14 protein-coding genes and 1 tRNA gene are annotated in these 24,135 nt (G+C 54.6%); 3 read left to right on the plus strand and 12 right to left on the minus strand.

Annotation, left to right across the window (positions count from 1 at the left end; genetic code table 11):
* Window positions 1-3: 3 nt before the first annotated feature.
* The 3 genes from IKP20_07345 to IKP20_07355 form a co-directional block, all read right to left on the minus strand.
* Window positions 4-1,260, minus strand: a complete 1,257-nt coding sequence (locus IKP20_07345) for a sel1 repeat family protein (GenBank protein MBR4504767.1) — start codon at window positions 1,258-1,260, stop codon at window positions 4-6.
* A 164-nt stretch (window positions 1,261-1,424) separates the two neighbouring features.
* Entirely contained in the window at window positions 1,425-3,767 is a 2,343-nt protein-coding gene (locus IKP20_07350; GenBank protein MBR4504768.1) for a hypothetical protein, read from the minus strand.
* A gap of 231 nt (window positions 3,768-3,998) precedes the next feature.
* Window positions 3,999-4,526 carry a hypothetical protein gene (locus tag IKP20_07355; GenBank protein MBR4504769.1) on the minus strand — a complete coding sequence of 176 codons (528 nt, stop codon included), beginning with the start codon at window positions 4,524-4,526 and terminating at the stop codon, window positions 3,999-4,001.
* Window positions 4,527-5,309: 783 nt separating this feature from the next.
* On the opposite strand from IKP20_07355, the gene IKP20_07360 reads away from it, so the two are divergent.
* Window positions 5,310-6,677, plus strand: coding sequence for a hypothetical protein (locus IKP20_07360; protein MBR4504770.1), 1,368 nt, complete (start codon window positions 5,310-5,312; stop codon window positions 6,675-6,677).
* Window positions 6,678-6,772: 95 nt separating this feature from the next.
* Complete coding sequence (locus IKP20_07365) at window positions 6,773-7,762, plus strand: hypothetical protein (GenBank protein MBR4504771.1); 990 nt, start codon at window positions 6,773-6,775, stop codon at window positions 7,760-7,762.
* 30 nt (window positions 7,763-7,792) lie between these two features.
* Here the strand turns inward: IKP20_07365 and IKP20_07370 are convergent, their stop codons facing one another.
* The 8 genes from IKP20_07370 to IKP20_07405 all read right to left on the minus strand — a co-directional run bounded on the left by IKP20_07370 (window position 7,793) and on the right by IKP20_07405 (window position 22,411).
* On the minus strand, window positions 7,793-8,476 hold the full coding sequence (locus tag IKP20_07370) for a uroporphyrinogen-III synthase (GenBank protein ID MBR4504772.1): 684 nt from the start codon (window positions 8,474-8,476) through the stop codon (window positions 7,793-7,795).
* 48 nt (window positions 8,477-8,524) lie between these two features.
* Window positions 8,525-9,166, minus strand: coding sequence for a hypothetical protein (locus IKP20_07375; GenBank protein ID MBR4504773.1), 642 nt, complete (start codon window positions 9,164-9,166; stop codon window positions 8,525-8,527).
* Window positions 9,167-9,494: 328 nt separating this feature from the next.
* Entirely contained in the window at window positions 9,495-13,907 is a 4,413-nt protein-coding gene (locus IKP20_07380; protein MBR4504774.1) for a hypothetical protein, read from the minus strand.
* A 184-nt stretch (window positions 13,908-14,091) separates the two neighbouring features.
* Entirely contained in the window at window positions 14,092-15,909 is a 1,818-nt protein-coding gene (locus IKP20_07385; GenBank protein MBR4504775.1) for an ABC-F family ATP-binding cassette domain-containing protein, read from the minus strand.
* A 36-nt stretch (window positions 15,910-15,945) separates the two neighbouring features.
* Window positions 15,946-16,563 (minus strand): YigZ family protein, encoded by a 618-nt coding sequence (locus tag IKP20_07390; protein ID MBR4504776.1) that lies wholly within the window; start codon window positions 16,561-16,563, stop codon window positions 15,946-15,948.
* Window positions 16,564-16,622: 59 nt separating this feature from the next.
* On the minus strand, window positions 16,623-18,113 hold the full coding sequence (gene putP / locus IKP20_07395; protein MBR4504777.1) for a sodium/proline symporter PutP: 1,491 nt from the start codon (window positions 18,111-18,113) through the stop codon (window positions 16,623-16,625).
* A 115-nt stretch (window positions 18,114-18,228) separates the two neighbouring features.
* On the minus strand, window positions 18,229-20,808 hold the full coding sequence (locus IKP20_07400) for an MMPL family transporter (GenBank protein MBR4504778.1): 2,580 nt from the start codon (window positions 20,806-20,808) through the stop codon (window positions 18,229-18,231).
* 25 nt (window positions 20,809-20,833) lie between these two features.
* Window positions 20,834-22,411 carry a DEAD/DEAH box helicase gene (locus IKP20_07405; protein ID MBR4504779.1) on the minus strand — a complete coding sequence of 526 codons (1,578 nt, stop codon included), beginning with the start codon at window positions 22,409-22,411 and terminating at the stop codon, window positions 20,834-20,836.
* Window positions 22,412-22,746: 335 nt separating this feature from the next.
* On the opposite strand from IKP20_07405, the gene IKP20_07410 reads away from it, so the two are divergent.
* Window positions 22,747-22,818 (plus strand) — tRNA-Gly (locus IKP20_07410).
* Between the two features lie 95 nt (window positions 22,819-22,913).
* On the opposite strand, the gene IKP20_07415 is transcribed toward IKP20_07410, so the two are convergent.
* Window positions 22,914-24,068 (minus strand): transposase, encoded by a 1,155-nt coding sequence (locus tag IKP20_07415; protein MBR4504780.1) that lies wholly within the window; start codon window positions 24,066-24,068, stop codon window positions 22,914-22,916.
* Window positions 24,069-24,135: the final 67 nt, after the last annotated feature.

Genomic DNA, 24,135 nt, shown 5'->3' on the forward strand with positions numbered 1-24,135 from the left:
GTTTCAGGATGATTTCTTAAGGGCCTCGTATTCCTTGACGAATGTCTTGCTGCGGGAAGCTGCCCTCTTGAGGTAATCGAGCGCTTTATTGGGATCGGCGGGAACGCCTTTGCCTTCGCGGTATGCGCGCCCCATGCGGGCGAGAGCGCCGGGCTCGGATTTGGATGCGGGAACCTCTATGATCTCAATCATTTCCTTGTAAGACTCGGGAGTACCGACCTTCCAGAGCACGTCAAACAGATCGTTTCTTGCAAGAGGCACCTTAAGATCGACGGCCGTCCTGAGGTACTTCTCAGCCTGTTTGAGATCCGCTTTCACGCCCTTTCCATTGAGGTAAGCGCGACCGAGCAATCTGCAGGACATTCCATCGCCTTCTTCGGCAGGCTTCGAGATGAGCTCTATCATCTCTTTATTTGATTTTTTGGTCCCCTTCTTCCAGAGCGCGTTGAAAAGGCTGTATTTAGCCCACATCATGCCCATCGAATCCAATCTTCTCAGCCAACCGATGCGGGTGTCGAGTTTGACCTTGCCTTTGACCGCCATCTTATAGGCTTGCTCCATTACGCACGCCGATGCGACATCTCCCCTCTCGATGAGCTCGACGCAGGCGGAGCATGCATCTGCCCTGTTCCCTTCGGAGACCGCCTCCGCATACGCTTTCCTGAGGGCTATCGTGCCTGCTGCCGTATCGCTGAGGATCGAGCCGATATCTCCGGAGCATCCGGCGGACAGAGAATCCAAGGCATTCCTGTCGTATTTGTCGGTGATGACGTCGATAGATGACCTGATGTATTCCAATATGCGAGGGATGTAGTGGAACGGCTTCCCATCCCTGGATATGCAATCGAAAGGAAGAGTAATAGAATAACCGTTGGCCTCATCCAACAGTTTTGCCGCCGCGCCGTCGGAGAAACTGGATCCCATAAAATCTGGAATCGGATATACGGCATTCTCGCCCATGAGATAGGCAGACGGGCGCGCACAGATTATGATGATCTTTCTGCGCCAATTCTTCTTGAGATACTTAGCCAAAGCTGTTATTTCCGCGGACGCGTCCGATTCGACCCCGCATGAAAGGTATTGGGTATCAACGACTACCCAATCTGCCTTATCGGAATTCAGAACCTCCATTTCCCCTTCAGAAATGAAAAGCGGATTGACTCCGATGACACATCCTTTTATCTCATAACCCTCTGCGCCGCACTGCAGAGCATCTTTCCCAATGGAACTGCCAAGAATATTGAAAGTGGCCTCTGGCATCCTCTCGCCTCGGCCCCCCATGTCAATATGCTTATTTTAGGATTGGCACAGAAACGGATGCGAGAGATTGACTTAAAAAAGAAGCGTTAAAGTCGGGACGGCGGCACCGATTGCCGGCACCGCCTGCGGAATCGCTTCCGCTGTCCCTTAATCTGTTTTACAACTCACAGGTAGTTGTAGTAGAGGATGACATCCTCAGTGATGGGTCCGAAGACGACTTCGGTGTTTTCCGAGTCGATGACGTTGAGGGTCAGAGTGGATCCATCGTGGGTGGTGGTGGCAGGAGCGTAGCTGTACGTTCCGTACTCCTCGAAGGCGATTCCCATCTTCTTTCCGACGTTGTCTCCGTAGGCCTGGATGACCTGGTTGAAGTCATCGCCGTAGTTGACGTCGAAGGAGAGGTTGTATCCGGGGTCTCCCTGGAGCCAGAGCATGACATGCTTCTTGACGTGGTCGAAGGTGAACTCGATGGTGTTCACAATCTTGCTTCCAGTGGGGTTGGCCTGGACGGTGATGGTGTACTCCTCAGCGGAGGTCAGGACGTATCCCTCGAACGCTGCGGGGGCAGCGGGAACTCCCTTGGAGGGGTATCCGGGATAGTTCATGTAGTTATAGGTGTAGGTTGCGCCGTAGTCCTGAGCGGAAGAGACACCAGGAACGATCTCCTGTCCTTCGCAGGTGAAGATGACGTTCACAGCGTACTTGAGAGCAGTCCTGTCAAAGTTAGCGATGACAGTCCAGTCCTCGGTAACGACGGCGGGAGCGTTGTCCCATCCAGCGAAGCTGTAGGTGTAGTCGCCGAGAGTGGAGACAGCGGGAGTGGCGGTGGTGATTCCGTATGCTCCGACGGTCAGAACGTTGTCGGCGGTGGTGAGCTGAGTGCCGTAATCGACGGTGTAGAAAGTCTTGTCGACAGTTCCCCATCCGACGGGCTGAGCGACGACGGTGACGGTGTACTGGTTGACAACCCTCTCGAAGTTGGCGATGACGGTGCTGTTTCCGGTGACGGAGTACTCGGGGATGTCCCATCCTACGAACTTGTAGGTGTACTGGGCGTCAGCGGGGGTGGGGGTAGCGATGGACTGGGTTCCATCGACGGTCAGGACATTTCCGGCCGCAGAGATCTTGTCGCCGTAGTCAACGGGGATGACACTGACGGAGACAGTTCCGTATCCGGCAGGCTGAGCGATGACATTGACGACGTATCTGTTGACTTCCCTGTCAAAGTTAGCGATGACGGTGACGTCACTGGTAACAGTGGTGGTGGGGATGGTCCAGTCGACGAAGTAGTAGGTGTACTGGTCGTCAGCAGGGGCGGGAGTAGCAACAGAGTTGCCCTTTCCAGCGACGGTGAAGGTCTGGCCGGCAGCAGTCAGAGCGGTTCCGTAGGGAACGTTCTCGAACTTGTCGACGGAGACGGTTCCGTATCCGGCAGGCTGAGCGATGACAGTAACGGTGTACTCGTTGACAACCCTCTGGAAGTTAGCGATGACGGTGACGTCACTGGTAACAGTGGTGGTGGGGATGGTCCAGTCGATGAACGAGTAGGTGTACTGAGCGTCAGCGGGGGTAGGAGTAGCAACGGAGTTGCCCTTTCCAGCGACGGTGAAGACGTTGTCAGCAGAGCTCAGAGTGGTTCCGTAGGGAACAGCCTCGAACTTGGCGACGGAGACGGTTCCGTATCCCTCGGGCTGAGCGATGACGGTAACGGTGTATCCGTTGACAGACCTGTCGAAGTTAGCGATGACAGTGGTGTCTCCGGTAACCATCGCAGGAACGTTGGTCCAGTTGACGAAGAAGTAGGTGTACTGAGCGTCAGCGGGAGCAGGAGTGGCAACAGAGTCTCCCATGTCAGCGACAGTGAAGACGTTGTCAGCGGTGCTCAGAGCGGTTCCGTAGGGAACGCCGTTGAAGACACCGACAGAGACGGATCCGTAGCCCTCAGGCTGAGCGATGACGGTGACAGTGTACTCGTTGATTTCAGGAGCGAAGTTGGCGTATACAGTGCAGTCTTCAACGACCTTGGCGGGGACATCGGTCCAGCCGGCGAAGAAGTAGGTGAACTGCGCGGTGGGTGCGTCAGGGGTAGCGACGGAAACGAGGCTGTCGTAAGAAGCGGAAAGCTCGTTGCCGTTGGTGGTGAGGGTGGTTCCGTAGGGGACGACAAACTTGTTGACGTCGACGGTTCCGCTCTCTCCCTGAGTGAGGATGGTAACGGTGTACATGATGGGCTCGTACCAGAAGATGTAGTGGTTGTACTCGGCCATGGCAGCGACGTATGCGGCAATCATGTCTTCAGTGATGGCAGGCTTGCCCATTCCGCTGACCTGAGGCTCAGTGGTCTTTCCACCGACACTCTTGATGTACTCAGCAAGGGTGAGTCCGTAGAGGTCCTGAGGAGCGTCTGCGGGGGTCTTGATGCTGGCCTTCATGTAGTACGTGGAGTACTTCTGGAGGGCCTTGGTCTTGTCGTAGAAGTTCTGAGCGCTGGGGTTCTCAACGGTCACACCATCTTCGTTGGTGAGCTCGAATCCAGGAACGTCGTCAGCGAAGACGTAGAACTCGTTGTAAGCGTAGAGTCCGTTGTTGTTCCTGTCAACTCCCCAGCTTCCCCATCCGTACTCGGAAGGGAGAGCGGCACCGGTCTCAGGGTTGACGACGGGGGCCTCGGTGGTGACATCGTAGAAGTCAACAACGTAGGGGAAAGCTCCGTAGTCGAACTCGGATCCGACAATGTACTAGTGAGTGTCCTTGACTGCGTCGAGGTAGTAGTAGATGAAGGCTTCGACGTAGACGGGGTAAGCAGACTGACCGTTGACGGTGGGCCAGAGGTCAGGGGTGCAGACGATGTCCTCAACATAGGGCATTCCGTCGACTTCGAAGACCTGGTAGCAGACCTGCTTCGAGCTGATGATGTTGTTGGCGCCATCAGAGAAGTAGAAGGTAACAGCCATGTTGGCCTGGTTCCTGTAGGGCCAAGCCTTTCCTTCAAGGATGCTCTCGCTGAAGTCGAACGAGACGGTCCAGAATTTGCTGTAATCGCACACAGGAGCGACTTCGCTTATCGGATAGTAGTCATACCCAAGGGTGACATCGAAATCGATGTTCCTCTGGGGAAGTCCGGTCTGCTCAGAGAATTCTTTGTCGACAGCGGTGTCCGCATCGCTCATGACGGCAGGTACTGCAGCGAGAACAATAGCGGAAACAGCAATGACGGCAAGAATCGCTGCGAACAGGGATTTCTCCGATTTATATGCTGTATTCATAGATATTTCTCCACTTGTGGATAAGGCTAGATGCGATGTGCATCACCTTCGGGCGATTACCCCCAAAGTACACGCAAACTCTTTTGACAGAATCGCGTGCAAGCCTTCACCCCAGCTTTATGCAATGTGATTATTTAATTCTAACCTACCTGCCATATTTAGCGATTGAACGTTTGTTCATAGAAGCGTTTGAGTAATACTTTCTATCCAACCATAGAATCAGGATACAGGTAACTCTTTTCGCTTCCAATACGGACTCTTTGTGGCTTGCTGCAATCCGCAAAAAAGTCTAAAGTTGGTAGTTTGGAGCGCTCAAAGGCTTGGATTACCCTATTTTAGAACTATGCCGCCAGCTATATCGCTTGAATGAGAGAGGATCCGACCTATATCGTAGAGATTCGTATGCATATGGTTGGGGCTCTGCTATCCCCAATACAATTGTAAAAGCTCTCCGCAGCCATTTGCCGTCTCTTCTATGCCACACTGGATTGCCCATTGCCTTTGGACTCGGCCTTTTTATAGATTTAAACTATCAAGCCATCACTTCTTCGGAGCGCATCAAACGTCTCGAAACCTGGAAAAGGCTCTCATTAATCCCGCGAAGGTTCATCTCTGGAAACCGCAAACTTATCTTTTTTCTGAAGATAGCTCATTCATCAAAGATTTGGCGATAAATATGCGATTGCTGTTGATGAACCAACTATAAGCCTCAATCAGACAATTGCGTGCATGCACATAGCCACATTCAACAATATTTAAATCTAAGATAAGCAAGTAAGCAACATGACCGATTGGAAAATCACTGCGATAATTATCGCTGTGCTTGCTGTCGCGGGTGCGGCATCGATATGCGCTGCGTTCGCGGACGAGACCAACGGCGAGATCACCCCCCAGGTAGTATGTGTGGAGTATGACTCGACCAAAAGCACCAACATAATTATCACCACAGACATCAACTTTGAGAACAGGATCTGCCATTATCAGATCTACAACAAAGACAATGCCCTCCAGTTCTCAGGTATTGCGATGTCTCCGTCCAACGTTTTCTCGATCGATTCCACCAAAGGAACCCACTCCATGACGTTCACCGACGGAGTATACCATCTTTTCTTCGACCAAACTGTCTACGAGTACGAATTCAGCATAATGAAAGTGGTATTCAACGGGAATGGAACCGCGTTCAAGTCCACCACCGCCCACCTTTCCACTGACACCCTGTCGAATTACGGACTCCCCGCAGGCTACAACTGGAACACGAACAGCAACGGAACCGGAGCTTGGATCTCCGACCTCTCCCTGGCGGATTTCGGCGATGACTGCTCGCTCACCCTTTACGCATTCAAGAGCGGAAGCACCGGAATCTCCATCGTTTCCGATACGTTCACCGTCATTCCCGGCGCCGACGCCACCGTCATCCTCGAGCTCGACAACAACTCCGGAATATCCCAGCTTGACCTCAGCATCGGATACGACCGCAGCGCCATGAAGCTCAAAAGCGTCTCTGCCGGTTCGATAATGACCCTCGGAAAGTATTCCACTTCCGATTATCCGTTCGTCGCAAGCCTCTCAAGCAAGATCAATTCGCTAGGCCTCGGAACGCTCCTGACTCTCACTTTCACAGTATCGTCCGACGCCATCGAGGGGCAATACCCCGTCAAGATCACCGTCACCTCCGCCGAAGACCAATACGGAAAGCTTCTTCCTTCTTCGGCTACCGGATGCGCGATAACTGTTGGCGAGAAGATGCGCGGAGACCTCGATGGAAACGGAAGGATCAACGCGTTGGATTCGCTCATCCTCAAGAAATACATCGCACACAACCCCGTGAGCGTTTCCGAGGAAGACCTGAACCTCAACGGAGATACCAGAGTCAATGCTTTGGACTCTCTCCTCCTCAAGAGATACATCGCGCACAACCCGGTCATATTCGCCGATTTCCCGAACGATGAAGTCTCGATGACCATAACCGAATCCGGTTCTACCAACGAAATCGAAGGGGTCTACGTCGGAGAGAGCGTTTTCGTCTCCAGCGAATCTGGAACCTCCGCAACCGTGACCGCCAACGGAAGCGCCGTTTCTGTGACTCCCCTTGGCAGCGGAAGATTCACTTTCGTCGCGCCTTCCAGCAAGATTTCGGTCAATATCCACTGAACTAAACGGCCGGGAATTCCCGGCCACCTTCCTTCCCATTTCATTTTCAATACCAATATTATATGCTAATCCCTTATGGCATCAGAAGGGATCGGATGAACTACTTAGACAGCGCGGCGGACATATCCGCTTGGGGAAGCGTATCGCCGGATGCAGTGCAATTCATAGTATCCGAAATGAGAAAACGTGAACTGATCGGCAAATCTGAAAGCCCGGACGCCAAAGAGATCGCAGAAACCCTATGCCTCGCCGACGGAAACCGTCTTACCATGGCAGGCGCCGCCCTTCTTTGCGCGCGGCCGGACCGCTTTATCGAGGGAGCTTACATCAAAATAGGATCTTTCGGAGCTGACGGGACCCTGCAGAAAGAGGACGTAATCAAAGAGCCTCTGATACTCCAGCCAAACGTGGCCATCCGCAGACTCTACGAAAAATACCTCGAAAGCAAAGTGGTCTACGGGAACCTCCATATCGATTCGGCATACGAGTACCCTGCCAGCGCCGTCAAAGAAGCCGTAATCAACGCTTGCGCACATCGCGATTTCGTATCGGGTTGCCCGGTGGAGATCAGAGTCTTCCCCAACAGCCTTTCCATATACAATTGCGGAGGGTTGCCAGAAGGATGGACTGTATCGAATCTCCTCGGAGAGCACAGATCAAAACCCAGAAATGTCCGCATAGCCGATGCATTCCATGACGCGGGTCTGATGCAATGCTGGGGCAAAGGAATCGAAGCGATCGCGAACGCATGCAAAACCGCTGAGACGCCGATGCCAGAATTCTTCGCGGGAGAGTCCGATTTCACGGCTGTTTTCCCTGCGGAATTCTCTGCCCCCAAAATAGAATGCCAAGAAGAGGTCGGCCCCGCAATCCAAACGGAAAGCGACATGGAGGATCGGATAGTCGAAATCATATCTGAAGGGAAGCTCAGAACGGGGCAGGAGATATCGGACGCTCTGGGCATGAACAGACGCCAATTCACCAGGGTAATGTCCAAACTCATGGAGGAAGGGAGGATAACCAGGGAAGGCAGCAGGCGGAAAGGGAGATGGATCGCCAATGGCCAGACGGATGGCCGGAACTGAAAGGCGGGGATTCCGCCCTCAATTACGGATTCATCCTTCTTTCTTGATGGCCTCCAGAAGGCCGCTGAAGGTCGGGACTGGAGATACCAGATCAGGTTCCCTTCCGAACCCCTTTAAGGCCTCGGCGGTGAGCGAATCGACGGCGGCGATCTTCACATTGTCATCCATGTATGCCCTGGAGTCGTCTTCGCCATACTTTTCGTCCATGAAGCCGTACAAGAACCTTACCGCTTCAGGTGAGGTCATAGCCAACCAATCCAGTTCGCCGCGTTTTATTGCGATCATTATGTGCAGCAAAGGATTCCCGATGCCAGCGGGCGACGATCTGTAAACCATGGCTTTATTTCCGTCGCTGACTTCGGACAGTTTTGCCTCATCCCCTACCATAAGAGCGCCGCCGTCTCCGCCGGCAGAAGATTCTATCCCTTTGCGGCGCAGGCATTCGGCGGCCGATCCCGAAGCATAGACAGGCCCTTTGAACATTGTCCTGAAGCCGCCTTTGAAATGGTCGAAGCATTCCTCGACCGCGGTGGAAGTCATGAAGACAATAGGCCTCCCTGCGGATGCGGCCTCGGATACTTTGGCGTATTCGCCGTCGCCGCCTTTGACTATCGTGATCGAAGGTGCGGCCATGACTGAGAAGCCCATCGCCTCCGCTTCTTTGACTGAATCGACTATCCTCCTGGTCGTGCGCATGAAAGCCAATCTGGTCATCTTATCCTGCCGCTCCCAACGCCTTCATCGTTTATGTGCATGCCGACCTCAGATCACTTCGTCGCGCTTCCCATCCAGATATTCTGCTATCCCGAGAAGATCGTCCATGACATAATCCGCCTGGACGTACTCGTCAGCGCTCCTGAGCTCCCCGCGGATGCTGGAGACTGCGCGGATGCGGACGAACATATCTTCCATCTCTCCGGAGATGCCGACTGGGGCGGATGGCCCGGCGCCCATCAGCTTCATTATGCCTCTCTCCGCGCCGGCCTCTATGCGCGTCGGCATGTGGTTGAATGACGAAGCCCATACTCTGGCGCGGCAGGAATCGGCCCCGCATAAGACAGCTATGATTCCTTGGGAGGCCGCAGGCATTATCCCCTCCAGCGGTTCGCAATCCGCCTCCGGATAGGCCAGCCTGAATTCTTCCTCTGGGATGACAGCGACAGAGGATCTCCCTTCGGCGACGGCTTCCAAGCACGCCTCCGGACGGCTTTCGAAGGAGAGCTCCAGCTCCGGGAAGGACTCCGCCAAAATACTGGCGGCTATGGGCACGCACACCGACGCTGAGGAGCCGGACGACAGCCCCTCCAATCCATAAGGCACCGCCACATACCCTCTGCTCCCGCGCTCCAGCATCGCGGCCACCGCCAATCCTCCCTCCAATTTGATCGGGAGATGGCGGAGCATGCATACCAGAACCTCATCCTATCCTATGCGCCCAGACCATTCGCCGGCATACTCGATCGGAACGCCTTCGCCTCTCGCGGATGCCAGCGATACAAACTTTTCCGCCGCGGCACTATCCGCGAATCCCCAGCCGGAATAAACGCGCATGCCTCTGCGATGTCGGCCTTGACTATTTCATTTGCGATGGAAAAGGGTAAGGGGGGATTCGGGCCCTTTACCTCCGAATCCCGTTTGTTAAGGGGTTTATCGGCGGCCTTCGGGACCGCCGGAGCAGATGTTTAGGCATTCGATCCTCTGCCGCTTTCGGGCGTTTCCGTTTTCAATGGTTTCATGAGCGCCTGACCCTCCAAACCACGACGATCGCGACGATGATGATCAGGATCACGATGATGATCAGGAGGATGTCCGTGATGCTCAGGGAATGGGGCTCAGAGATGATGGGGGCTTCGGCCTCCTCATAGCTGAACTGGATGAGGCTGGTGACACGCCTGTCGTTGTCGGGGTTGCCGCTGAACGAGAAGTCGTAATCGGGCTGCAGAACGCCGTTCACGACCATCGGGTTGTCGATGTACTCCTCCTCATGCCCGAGAGCATAGGTGAGCTTTACGCGGTAATCTCCGGCTTCGAGGTCGACCGGCGACTCATAGCAGTTGAGACCGGTCTTGGCGAGGGTCAGAGGCACGAACTGGCCGCCAACAAGCTTTCCGACCATGGGGGTCGCAGTCTCGTCGGCGACGTACAGCTTGAAGTTGTAGATGGCGGTGGTGTAATTGAGCCAGACGCTGTCGTAGGTTCCGTAGGGGTCGTAGACCCTGGCGTTTGCGACTTCGTCGGCGTTCTTCACATTCTTGGTAGCTCTCCATCCGTTGACGTAAGCGTTGTCAGCCTTGGCCTCGATGCTGTCGATGGTGCGCCTGACTTCTTTTCCGCCGGACGTGGTGTAATCGACATATGCGTCCTTGTCGGCGAAGACGGTCAGGTACAGATCGTCGTCCTTGAAGAATTTCGTGCTGTCGAATCCGCTGAAGGCTCCGCTTGCCGCGGCTCCGGGAGCTACGTAGGCGACACCGTCAGGGAAGATGGTGACTCCGGATCCCAGCGAGGGGGTCTTGGTGGCGGGAGCGGCTCCGGTTCCGAAGATGCTCTCGTTGACTCCGGCATAGATCTTGCTGGCCTTGAACACTCCGTTCTCGGTTGGGATGCTGCCGTAGATGTGCACGGTCTGGTACATGACAAAGTTTCCGTCCTTGGCATCGATGGTTCCGTCCACGGTCGAGGTCCCGCCGATTTCGGGGGATCCGATGGTGGTGTCTCCGGAGTTCACGAAGGTTCCGGGGACGGACAGAGCAGGCGCGGTCACGGTGGATCCGAGTCCGGTGCTGAAGGATCCGGGAACAGAGAGGGCTCCGGCGATGGTGACATCGGTGCCTTCTCCGACATTGACGGCTCCCGCAGAGGTGAGCGTCTTGGCGAAAGCGACGTTGGCGTCATCGACGATGCTCAGAGATCCTCCGTTGGCGACGGAAGCGGCTCCGGATACTGCGGCGGAATTGTCGGCCGCTCCGATTGTGGCGCTGCCGGATACGCTGAAGTCTCCGGAGAAGGTCTGCGCAGCGATCTGGCCTAGATCCATGCTGCCGGCGACATCGGTGTTCCCGGCTACGGAGAAAGACCCTCCGACGGATGCGGGCAGAATCACTGACAGCGAGCCTGGAACGGTCAGATTGCCGTTTATGACGGTTTCGGTATTGGAATCGATTGCGAGGGATCCTTCGACGCTCACGTTCTTGGCGGACACCTTGGTTCCCTGGCTGAACGTGCTGTATCCGAGTATGGAAAGGTCGTTGGCTACGGAAATGACAGAATTCTTTCCGAGGACAGTGTTGCTGAGTTTGGCAGATTCGGCGGTGATGGAAGCGGAATCTCCGAACTCGGCATCTGCGATGGAGACATCCTTCGCTTTGATGGCCGCGCTGTTTCCGGCGGCGATTCTGCCGGTGGAAACGAAGTTCTGCTTGGCTTCGAGGGTCATTCCGTCGCTGATTTCGGCGCTGCCGAGGTTGATGTTGTTGGCGGTGAGCACGAATCCGTTTCCGGCCTTGATGCTGTCGATGGAGGTGACGTCTCCGTCAACGATGATGCGGCTGCTGTCCCCGAGGACGATCCTGCCGCTTCCGCTGAGAGCTTTGAGCGCGATGTTGGTTCCGTTTCCTCCGGAAAGGGTTCCGTCGACTCTGAGCGATTTCGCGTTCAGGTTCATGGCGGCGTTTCCGGAAGTCAGCAATCCGCCGGCGTTGATATTGACGGAATCGGCCGCGATCTGGGAGGCCGCAAGGGTTCCCGCGATGGCGATGGCCTTTCCGGCGATGCTCTGCTCGGCAGTAACCTTGGCCCCTTCAGGGATCGTGACGTCGCTGTAGAATGTGAAAGCGTTGGTGATGTACGTGTCCGCGTCAGATGCGAAAGCGATTTCGAATCCTTCGGGAGTCTGTACGTTGATCCTGGATTTTCCGGAGAAAGTCGCGGATGCGCCGGCTGCGGAAGCAACGGGGGCGCCATCAAGGCTGATGCCTCCCTCGGGGCTAGGATTAAGGATGAATCCCTTCGCGTTGACGAATGCGATGGAACCGTTGCCTATGGCGATTCTTCCGTCCACAGACGAGGCCTGGGTGGCATCGAAGACGAATCCCTTGAGAGCCAGAGATTCGGCAGTGAAAGCGCCGGACTTCACGTAGATGGTCTTTCCGGTCCCGTTAAGGGAGACGTTTCCGACGACGTTGTCGCCGTACATTTCGACGGTGTCGCTGATCCTCGACTCATTTCCGGCGATGTAGGACAGGGGGGATATGGTGTTGACCCCGTCAAGAGTGTAGTAAGCTCCGGCGATGGCGGAGGAATAGGTCGAGAAAGGCACGTCAAATTTGAAGCATCCGTTGACGATGGTGGTCCCGTTGGTGATCAGGTAAGTTCCGGGGTGGGCATCCAGAGTCCCGTTGACGGTGAGCTTGGCGCCGTTGATGAGCTCCAAAATCTTTCCGTTGACCATGAGGGTGACTTCCTCGGGGATCACGGTGTCTTCGCTTATGTAGACGTGGTCCTTTCTGAGCTCGATGACATCACCGCTATGGGACTCCTCAAGAGCCTTCTTGAGGTTGGTGAACTTAGCGACAACACCGGAACTCACCAGAACGTCAGATATGACGAGGTCGAGTTTGGTCTGGCTTGAGTCCTTGTCCATGAGTATGAGAGTGCCGTCCTCTACGTTGATGGGAACGTTCCCGTTGTCGAACACCGCTCCCGCTTCGACTGTGACAGTAGCGTCGTTGATGATCCTGATAGAGTTGGCCTCGGTCATGTCGACGGTCATCGTGCTGGGAATGACGGTATCCTTGTCGAATACGATGTCCCCATACAGTTTGAGGTAGTCGGGCTGAGCCTCGAGGGCGTTGGCTAAAGTCGTGTAATAGTGGTATCCGCCCTTCATGTAGTAGACGCCGTTCAAGATGATTCCGGGGGTGCCGTGGACATTGGATTTTAAGACCAGAGGCACCGCGGTCTTCACGGTTCCGGTGACTGTGAGAGTTCCGGTCCCGGTTATGGGCGCGGATTTCGTATTGTCGATCATAGTGACGTAAGAGGACACGTTGAGGACGGATCCTTCGCGGAGATCCATGTTTACTTCCTTGGGGAAGGTCATGTCTTCGCTGATAAGAAGAACCCCGACAACATCCATGGCCGCTTCGGAGGAGGCGGCAACGGGGGTACCAGAGAGGATCACTCCGGTGGACGCGCCGGTGACTACGATTCCGTTGACGTTGGCTACGACGAACTGGGTAGCGCCCCTGTTGTTGAACACAGCGGTTCCTTTGAGGTTCTTGGCCTCGAAAGTGGATCCGGAATTCGCGGTGACGACGTACAGGCAGCTCTTGGCGCTGTCGGCGACAATCTTTCCGGAGTTGGTGACCGCTCCGGAAAACTCTCCGTTGACGGTCATGGTTCCGTTGTTGACGATCGATGTGGCAGGCATCGATTCGGCGTTGACCCCGATCTGCGTAAGGGATCCGTCCTCTGCGATGACGAAGGACGAGCCGCTGTCGATGACCATCGAATCATAGGTCGTGAGACCGGAAATGCTGACGGTGGATTCAGACTCAGCTTTGATGCTCTGAATGTGGGTTGCGGCTTTGTTGCTTTCGATGGCAACGACTCCGCCTTTCTTGACGGTGAATCCGCTGATGACAGCGGATCCCTTCTCAGCGACGGTGAAGTTGCCGCTGACTGCGGCACTGGCGCCGTCCTCGCAGACGAACCCGTAAGGCCCGTCGACCGAGACGTTTCCGCTGATGCTGACGGATGCGCCGTTTTTCACGAGGAAGGTAGGGGCTCCCTCGGTGCCTTCGGCGCATACAACATTTCCCCTGATGTCGGCGGTTCCCGATGCGATAGTCACGTTCGAACCGCTCTTTAGCGTGAGAGTTACATCTTTATCAACGATAAAAGAGTCGTTCGCGATGACGAACTGGCCATTCTCGATGGTCAGATCGCCGTTGACTTCGATAACCTGAAAGGAACTTCCGATTATGCTCGCATCAAGGGTTCCGTGGATGTACAGTACCTTGTCTTCCGAATCCGCGTCTGCGGGCATGGAGACAGCGATACAGGACGCCACGACCGCCAGAATGACGGCTGCTGCAAGGAACTTCTCCTTGCTCCTGAATGCTTTTTCGTTTGTCGATTCCATAGAACATCTGCTCCTATGAACCGGGCACTGCGCCCGGAGACTGCCGACCGCATCTTCACAGTCAGCTCGGCCCCGGTCATCCCTCCCGAAGCCGGCTTAGATGCGCCGGCGCAGAACTAGATGGAAGTCCATTGATATAAATTTATTAATAGAAAGAAAGGATGCGCGGGGCTTCCGCCGAGCGTTATCCTCGCTGACCGCCTTTCGGCTGGGTTTCCGCGACGTCCACCTTCTTCCTTTGGCGGCCGCCGGTCTTCTTGAGCTTGCCCTGGCTGAGAGCCCATTCGAAATTCTTCTGCTCCGCCGGGGCTATCAGTACCCGGTCCCCCTTAGCATATTTGCGGCCGGTGGCCCAATTCGTGAACGGAGAGATCACCTTGTATTCATCGGCGTCCATGACGACTTCCCTGACGTTCGGCCTGCCCTTCATCTCCGAATAGGTGCCTGCGAACGTCTTTATATGGCCGCCTGCGACCTCGATCACGCTCGTGCAGACGGTATCCAGGAAATACCTGTCATGAGTGACCGCGATTATTGTGCCCCCGTACTCGTTGAGCGCCTCCTCTATCGCATGTTTGGCCGGGATGTCCAGATAGTTCGTCGGCTCGTCCAGGACCAGAACGTTCGTCTCGCCCAGAAGCAGCATGCACATCGCCACCCTCGCCCTCTGGCCGCCCGAAAGCGTGGAAATCGGACGGTCCACGTCGTCCCCGGTCAGAAGGAATCTGGCCAGCATGCCGCGGGCTTCGCCCCTTCTCTCCTTGCCTATCAGCTGCAGCAGCTGCTCCTCGGCGGTGAGCCTCTTATCCAGGCTGTCATGGTGCTGCGAATAATAGCCGATCTTCGCGCCGGGTGCCATCCACAGCTCGCCTTTGGACGGTATCTGCTCCAGCAAAGCCTTTATCAGAGTGGTCTTCCCTTCCCCGTTGGACCCGAAAACCCCGACCTTGTCCCCTTTCTGGATGTCCAGATCGACATGCTCCAGTATGGTCTTCCCGCCGAGCTCGACCGAGAGGTCCTTCGCTGTGAGGACGTTCTTCCCGGATTTGCGGGCCGCCTGGATCCTGACGGTTATCTCCCTGCTCTCCTCAGGCTTTTCTTTGGCCTCCATCTTGGCGATCATCTTCTCCCTGGTCTTATGGGTGGTCATGAACCATTGGTCGCGATGTAGTTCCTTTGCGATCTCTTCCTGCTTCCTTTTCTGGGAGGAATATTTGCGGTATTCCTTCTCCATCCTGTCCAGATCCAGCATCTTCTTCATGATGAAATCCGAATAGTTGCCTTTGTACTCCCGGGATTTCCCGTTGGAGATCTCCAGCATGCGGGTCGCGATCTTGTCGAGGAAATACCTGTCATGGCTTATGACAAGAACAGCACAATGGGTCTTCAGAAGATAATCCTCCAGCCACTCGACGGTGCTGATGTCCAGATGCGACGTCGGCTCATCCATTACGAGGAGATCGCAGTCGTCGGCCTGGACGACTATGCGCGAAAGCATCACTTTGGCCCTCTCCCCTCCGGAAAGGGAATCCATCGTCCTGTCGGCGAAATCCCAGGTCAGCCCCACCTTTTCAAGGGCGGCCCTTTGGTTGCCTTCGTCATCGGCATCGGACTGGGCCAGCTGGGATTCCAGCATCGCGCTCTCTTCAGCCAAAGCGTTCCAATCTATGTCGCCGCCGGATGCCATAGTGGCTTCTATCTCAGCCAGACGGCGCTTCAGATTCTCTATGTGCCCATAAGGCCTCCCCAAAACGTCGCGGACCGTGAATTCGGCGGACGATTCCGCGAACTGCTCCAGATAGCCGATCCTCTCGGTGTTGCGGGTGAGCTCCCCCGTATCCGGCTTCATCTCCCCCAGAAGTATCTTGAGGAAAGTGCTCTTGCCGGCGCCGTTTATTCCGATAAGGCCGATGGCATCCCCTTCGTTGATCTGGAGGCTGACATCGGTGAGCACTTTCACCGGGCCGAATGATTTGGCTATCGACTGGGCCTTGAGAAGCATGCGGCCCGATAAGCGCGACTGATAGATGATGCTTGCTCATACATACTCGTCGCGAAGGCGGATCGGGCGCGCATGCCCATCCGTAATCGCACCGATTCTGCGGAGGAACCCGTCGGTTTCCTCCAGCGGAACCCACGCCTTCACGCTGACTCTGTCGGAATATGAGCATTCCGGTCTTCTGGCCATGAAAGCGCCGCACTTAGATTCGAAGGCGCTGTAGTGGCTGTATCCCAAATCGAAGGAGAACACAGCGCAAGCCTTCCTCAGAACCCGATCAGACCTCTCCAGGGCGAAGGATGCCGATTCTGAATAGGCGCGGACGAGGCCGCCGGTGCCGAGGAGGGTCCCGCCGAAATAGCGGATGACTGCCGCCATGGAATCGGACAGCCCAGCCCCGCTGAGCACGCTCAGAATCGGCCTTCCGGCGGTCCCGGACGGCTCCCCGCCATCGCTGAAGCGGACTTTTCTGTCCGAGGCACCATAGATGGCGGCATAGCAGTAATGGGTGGCCCCGGGGTACTCCTTGGCCAAAGCCGCCAAGTTCTCCTGGATGGCCCCCTCATCGGGACAGGGCATCGCCACCCCTATGAATCTGGACCCTTTGATCGAGATCTCCGCTGACGCCTTCCCGGCCAGCGTCTCGTAATCGGACATCGCCATAGGCTCGCCATGCAGATAAGATAAAAAGGAGGCCCCGAAGGGCCCCGGCAGTTTCAGTGGTTCTCCACGTAGGTCTGCGCTTCGTCGAATTCATTCTGGATATCGGCGGAAGGTTCTGGAGTGGCCAGCGAGACCACGACCCCGGCTATGAGCGCGAACACGAACCCGGGCAGGAGCTCGTAGATTCCGGTCCCGGACAGGAAGGTGTTCCACAGGATGACCGTGATGAACCCGACGAACACCGAAGCCAAAGCTCCGTAGAAGTTCATCCTCTTCCAATACAGAGACAGGATCATCAAAGGACCGAAAGCCGCGCCGAATCCGGCCCAGGCGTATGAGACGAGACCCATGATGCTGTCCCCTCCGTACAGGGCGAGGATAAGCGCGAACACGGCCACCAGAACGACAATCAGCCTGGAGATCCACATGAGGATCTTCGGCTGGCCCTTGTACTTGCCGTACTTTCCGAGGATGTCGTTGGTTATTGCCGAAGATGCGACCAGAAGCTGGGAGTCTGCGGTGGACATGATCGCAGCCATGACGGCGGCGAAAAGCAGACCCGCGATTATCGGCGGGAACAGGTCGCCGGCCATCTCGATGAAGATGTGCTCGGCGTTGAAGCCATCCGCGATCGCGGCCTCCCCTATGTATGCCCTGCCGACCAGACCGACGAGGATAGCCGCGAAAAGGGCGATCGTGATCCAGATCAGAGAGACGCGGCGGGAGATCTTGACCTCTTCGGGGTCCCTGATGGACATGTATCTGACTATGATGTGGGGCATACCGAAATATCCGAACGCCCAAGCAAGCAGCGAAAGTATCGCTATCGCGGTCAGCGGGGCTCCGCCGTCCCAGAACAGATCCATGTAGTTCTCGACCCCGACGGAATCCCATGCGGCCTGGAGCTCTCCCCAACCGCCCAGAGAGCCTATCGCGGCCAGGGGCACGACCAGAATGGCGACGAGCATCAGCATACCCTGGAAGAAATCGGTCCAGCAAACGGCCTTGAAACCTCCCATGAAGGTATACGCGATGATGATGATGGCGCCCACCGCCATGGCGGCGCCGAACGATATCTCGGGGAAGATCGTCTGGAGCGTGATTCCGCACCCTTTGAACCCGGATGCCACATAGATCACGAAGAAGAACAGGATGATTATGCTGCAGATGAATCTGAGATACCCTTTCTCATCTTTGTAACGGTTCGAGAAGAATTCGGGTACGGTCAACGCATTACCTGCGACGACGGAATGCTTTCTGAGTTTTTTGGCCACGAAGAGCCACGACAGGTAGGAGCCTATGGCAAGTCCTATCCCTATCCATGCCTCTCCCATGCCCGCTAGAAGCACCGCCCCGGGCAGGCCCATAAGCAGCCAGCTGCTCATATCTGAGGCCTGAGCCGATAGTGCGGTGACATAAGGGTTCATCGAGCGTCCGCCCAGTATGTAATCCTCCATGCTGCTGGACCGCTTGTAGAAATAGAATCCTACGCCCAGCACCAAGGCGAAATAGACGATGAACGCTATCAGCACTTGGATGTCCATGAATGCACCGGGCGATTATCGTTAATGTCGCATAAAAACGCATTGACTGCCGGCGGGCAACATTTTGAATGATAAAAGGAAAAAGGAAAGGGTTTTGGCCGGGATCCCTCCGGCCTCAGTCGCTCCCGCGGCGCATGAACTTGGGCCCGACCCAGTTCCATCTGCCCAGAAGGTGCATGATCGCCGGCACGATGTATGTGCGCACGATCAGAGCGTCGCAGAGGATGGCGAAGCAGAGCGCGAATCCGAACTGCTGCATCATCAGCATGGACGACAGCATGAGGGTGCCGAACGCGCCGCCCATGATCAGCCCGCAGATCGTGATCACCGAGCCGGTGTGGGTCACCGCGTGGTGGATCGCATCGTCGTTGGACATGCCTTTGATCACGTTCTCCTTGATGCGCGTGGTGAGCAATATGTCGTAATCCATACCTAATCCGAGGCAGATGACCAGCAGGATCATCGGGATCAGCCACATGACGCTCGCGCCGAGCGCATCCGTGAAGAGGATGTGGGTGATTGCCATCGTCCAGCATATGCTCATCAGAATCGTCAGCACGGACCTCAGCGGGATCAGATAAGATCTCATGACGACGAAAAGCAGAATGATGATCAGGATGACCACGATGATCTCGATCTTGTCGAACTCGGCCCCGACTGCTTTGGAGATGTCATACATGACAGCCGCGCTTCCCGTGACCCACTTGGACTCCAGGACGGGGTTGGCATCCATGAACGCGTCTATGCTTCTTTCAGACCTGTCTATCGTCTTCATGGATTCGGGCGACATCGCGGCGTCGACTGTGGAATACGTCACCGTGATGTACTCGACCGAGCCGTTCCCATCGGAGGAATTCACGAAATCCCCGCCGACGGATCTGCTCAGGGTGTTCACGAGATAATCAATTGCAGGGCCTGCCGCCGCGACCGTTATCGAATCGTCGATGCCCGCGGAACGGATGGTCTGGATGGTGTTGCTCACATACAGATCGATAGTACCGGGCGAATCGGCCACGATCCTGTCGATGATCTGCGTGGGCGTGGGGTTCGAGATGCCTTCTGAGATCAGTTTCTGCGTCGCTTTCGCCACTTCGGATTGCCAGACGAAAGGCCCGCTTATAGCAGCCACGTTGGGATCGGACGATATGTTGGAGCATAAACCGTCTACGCCCATGCTTGAGAACGATGGAGACCACGTCAGCGATTTCATCTGCGACATCATTGCCGCTGCCCCTTGCGACACCATACCGGCGGCGACCAGCGGCGCCAAAGCCGACGCGTCGAAACTTTGGACCTCTGCCAGAGGCTCGGACGATTCGAAGATGACGTAGTTGGGCATCAGCATGCCCTGGTTGGCATAGTCTCCGATGAGATCCATGCCTTCCCCGGACTCCCCGGTCTGCATGGAGCTCACCATATCATAGGAAAGCTCGGCATTGGTCATTATGTATGCCGCCGGGACGGTCACCAAAACGGTGGCGATGACGATCGCTTTGGCATGCTTCAGAGAGAATCTGGATGACCCCTCGAAATACCTCTCTCCCAGCCTTCCGAACCATCCGAACCACCCTTTGGTGGCCTTCCCGCCTTCCTCAAAGGATTCTATGGTGGTGGGCCAGAATATCCTGTCATGGACTAGCTCCAAGATCGCCGGGATCAAAGTCAATGCGGCGAGCAGAGCTATGAGGATCCCCAGAGCGAGGCATATCCCCATGGTCGACACGATGCTTATCGAGCATATCGACATGGCGCCGAAACCGATGATGACGGAAGCCCCGGATGTAGCGATGGATTCTCCCGCCCACACTATGGCCTCGTGGAGGGCTTTGTCATGGCCGAGGCCGGAGCGCAGGCCTTCCCTGTAACGGGCGATGATGAAGATGCAGTAGTCGCATCCGGCACCCATCATCGACACCAGGATCATCATCTCCGTTATGAAGAAAATGTTCAGAATCTGGCCGATGCCGTAGATCAAAGCGAGGGTAACGACGAAGGCGAACCCTATCGTCATCGGAGGCGTAGCGGAAGTCACGAAAGACCTGAAGAACAGCCCGACGAGAACGAGAATCAGAAGGACCGTGAAGGGGTCTATCCTCGAAAGGTCGTCCAAAGCGCCTTCGGCCATGTCCGCGGAGATTGCGGGCGTTCCGGTGAGATAAATTGAAGCGCCGGAGAATCCGGGGTTCAGCGAATCGAAAGCTCCTTTCTGCTGGGAGATGAATTCTCTGAGAGCTGGGGTGTCGTCGGTCACATTCCCTTCGAAAGAGGTGTCATAGACGGCCCCGACCAAGAATATCCCGCCGTCGAGCCCTTCCTTCTCCTGAGCGCCCATACTGACGAACGGGGCCCGGGAGGAGAGCTTCTGTCTGCCGTCGGCATCGACGTATTCGGACGCATGGTCTGAAAGGTATCCAACGAAATCCTGAGACAGCAACTTTTCTTCGGCTGTGGAATACTTGATGACGATGATCGGGACCGATGAGACATCCACGCTGCCAGACGGATAATACTGGCCCATCACTGTCATGCCTTGGATCGACTCCGAATCCTCGGCGGCCATGTCGTTGACGTCATATTTCATGACATCACCGGATTTCAGCGCAAAAGGCACCGAAACCAACAGTATGGCTATCCACAGCGCGACAATAAGCTTCGCATGCTTAGCTATCGCATCTGCGAGACTGTCGAATATCATGAAGGGCCGACAATACGGCCACTATTTAATTGATTCTAATTATTTCATATAAAGGTGGATATAAATCCCTGGATCGGGCTGCTCGGCTCTTTTTCCCTATCTTATCTTTATATTTCACCTTGGCAGGAGCGGGGGATGCCCTGACTTTCCTCCCATTGAGTTTCGTGCTGTTCACAGCCTTGATGACAGAATCGACCGATGACGCTTCAATTTCGACGAAAGTGGAGCGCGAACCCATCCCGATGCGTCCGACTTTGTCGCGGCTGATGCCTGACGAAAGGACAATGAAATCGGAGATGTCTGAACGCGTGATCTCGGATCCTTTCGGTATGTCCAACGAAACCACCATGAACTCGGGAGCGGACAGAGCCTCGCTTTTAGCCCGCGATCTCTGATGCACGGGAGGGACATGGCTCTTGCCTTTCGCTCCGGATTCTGATCTTCCCGTTCCGTGCAACGCTTTCAGATCGGGATTCGCTATCTTCAGCTTGGGAATCTGCTTTCTTGTGACGCGCTCGATCTCTTTGCCCATAAATTGCTGATAGGCCGGTACTCTGAGGTCTTCTTTCGGGGTGATGAATGTGAATGCGACCCCTTCCCTTCCAGCCCTTCCGGTACGCCCGATGCGATGGGCATAAGTCTCTGGATCCAAAGGAGCATCATAATTCACGACGCATTCGATGTTATCTATGTCGAGTCCCCTAGCGGCCACATCGGTAGCGATGAGCATGTTCATCCTGTCGGCTTTGAAGCTGCGGATGGTTTTCTCCCTGCGGGATTGGGGCATATCCCCGTGGATAGCTCCTATCCGAAGGCCTTCTTTGCTCAGACCATCATATAAATCGTCCACCATTTTTTTGGTGGCGCAGAATACGACCATTTTTGGATCGCCGTTCGCCATTATGTCGCGGAGAACGTCCATTTTGCCGTTCCTTTTCACTTCCACATAATATTGACGCACCAATTCAGGGACCAAAGAATCTTGCGAGACCGATATTTCGACGGGTTCTTTCATCGAACGCTCTGCGATGGAACGAACCTCATCCGAAAGCGTGGCAGAGAACATCATCGTCTGCCTGTGCGAGGGGACCATGGAAATGATCTCGTCCATATCATCTATGAAACCCATATCCAGCATCCTATCCGCTTCATCGATCACGAGCTCCCTTACCGAATCCAATTTCAGATTCCCTCTCTTGCAAAGGTCAATGATTCTTCCTGGAGTCCCGACAACGATATCGCACCCGGATTCCAAGCCCTTTATCTGTTCGACATATGACGCTCCGCCGTAAACCGGAACGATGGAATGACGCGTATACTTTGATAGCTCGGACATCTCTTTTGAAATCTGGACGGCCAATTCCCTTGTCGGGGCCATGACCAAAATGGTCGGCTCCTTAGACCCAGATTTGGTGCGCCCGATAGACACGATCGAAAATGCGCCGGTCTTGCCCGTTCCAGTCTGAGCCTGACCGAACAGATCTTTGCCTGACATCCCCACCGGAACCGATTGCAATTGGATCGGGGTTGGCTCGGTCCACCCCATGTCTGCGATGGCTCTAATCAGTTTTTTATTGATACCTAATTCGTCGAAGGATGCCATTTGAACCTCTGATAATACTGCTTAAGACAGTTTGCTTTGAGGCTGTACAAATGATTGTATATAAACATAATTGGACGTCTCCAATAGTTTTACCTAGATTTCCCAGGTTTTTTCATCATAATCGTTACTTTGCCGTCGAAACGACGTCCAAACCCATTTGAAACCCAGCATGGTGCTAAAACATCGAAGGATTTCATCGTGTTAATTAACAGATGAATGACCTGTTAAGTATTCTTATTTGAATAATTCAAAAATAGCAATAGTCTAATAAGGTTTTGAATTACGATAACATTATACAAAAAATTTAAATGTAATAATTTAATCCTCCACATCGCGCGGTAGTGGTGTAGGGGTTAACACTTAACCTTGCCAAGGTTAGACCTCGGGTTCGATTCCCGGCTACCGCACCTTTTGAATTCCTTGATCAGAATAATACGTCCAAATCACTGATAGGGCCCGAGAGCTTACGCCCCCGGGTGTAGTAGTGTAGGGTGTGCATGCGTCAGGAAAACTGGCTATTCCCTTTTCCGGAAAAGGAGGCCTGCATGCCCAGACCGCGATTAAGTATATTCATCGCCGCGTTTATGTCGCGATCGACACAGAAACCGCATGCGGGACAGCTGTGCACGCGAACTCCCAAATCTTTCCTGACATAATAACCGCAACGAGAGCATATCTGGGAGGTGTTTCTGGAATCAACGAATATGACCTGGACTCCGGAGTCCACAGCCTTGTATTCTATCATCTCCACCAACATTCTCCATGCTGAGGAATATTGGTTTCTTCTTCCTGTGCTTGTATGGTAGCTGTGAATCAGCTCTTTAACGCTGATATCTTCCAGAGCGATCATAGAATATGATTCCACGATCTCTGTCGAGCGCTTGTGCATCTCATCGCGCATTTTATTGTTGTAATGCTCGAAAAGATGGCATAGTCTGCGTTTATACTTCCTGAATTCGTCGGAATCCGTATCGCACTCGCTCATCTTCCTCTGGATTTTGACCATTTCAGAAGCCATCCTGTCAAACAGCTTCGTATTGTCATAGACAGTGCCATCAGAAAATGCCGCGAGATTGTAGAGCCCCAAATCAATGCCCACAGGTCCTTTATCTGCAGATGGTTTGCACGGTATTGATTGTTGGACGCACGAAATCGTAGCGAACCATTTGCCTGTAGAAGACCTGGAAATCGTGCATGATATGGGGTGGCCTTCGAAAGACCTATGCGCAACGCATTTTACGTCCCCGATGGAAATGATTCTCAGCCTATTCCCGATCAGACAGATATTTCCCCCGTATTTTATGAAGGAAAAAGATGCGTATCTGTCAGGCCCCCGAAATGCCGGCAATTCCGGGGAAAGACCTCCTGCCATTTCCGACTCGAACTTCCTGAAAGCTTGGGCGACGCGATTAGATACTTCGCTGATGCAATCCGGATGTATCTCATTCAGTCTGGGATGATCGAGCTTCAGGACATATTCGCAGTACTCATCGATGTCTTTGCGATTGAAGATGCGTCCGCAGGTTTCGTATGCTTTCCTGCACATTTCCACCTCCTTGTTGTACACGAATCTGCACCCTTCCAAAGCGGACCCCATGAGATTTGCCTGCTTTCTGGTAGGGTAGAGCCTGTACCTGACGCTTCTGAATCTGGACATCAGAAAGCCATCCGCCGATGGGATTAAAAACGGGACCGAGATGATTTAAGATTGTTAAGGCCGGGCA

Source organism: Candidatus Methanomethylophilaceae archaeon, assembly GCA_017524805.1.
In the GTDB taxonomy this organism is placed as follows: Archaea; Thermoplasmatota; Thermoplasmata; order Methanomassiliicoccales; family Methanomethylophilaceae; genus Methanoprimaticola.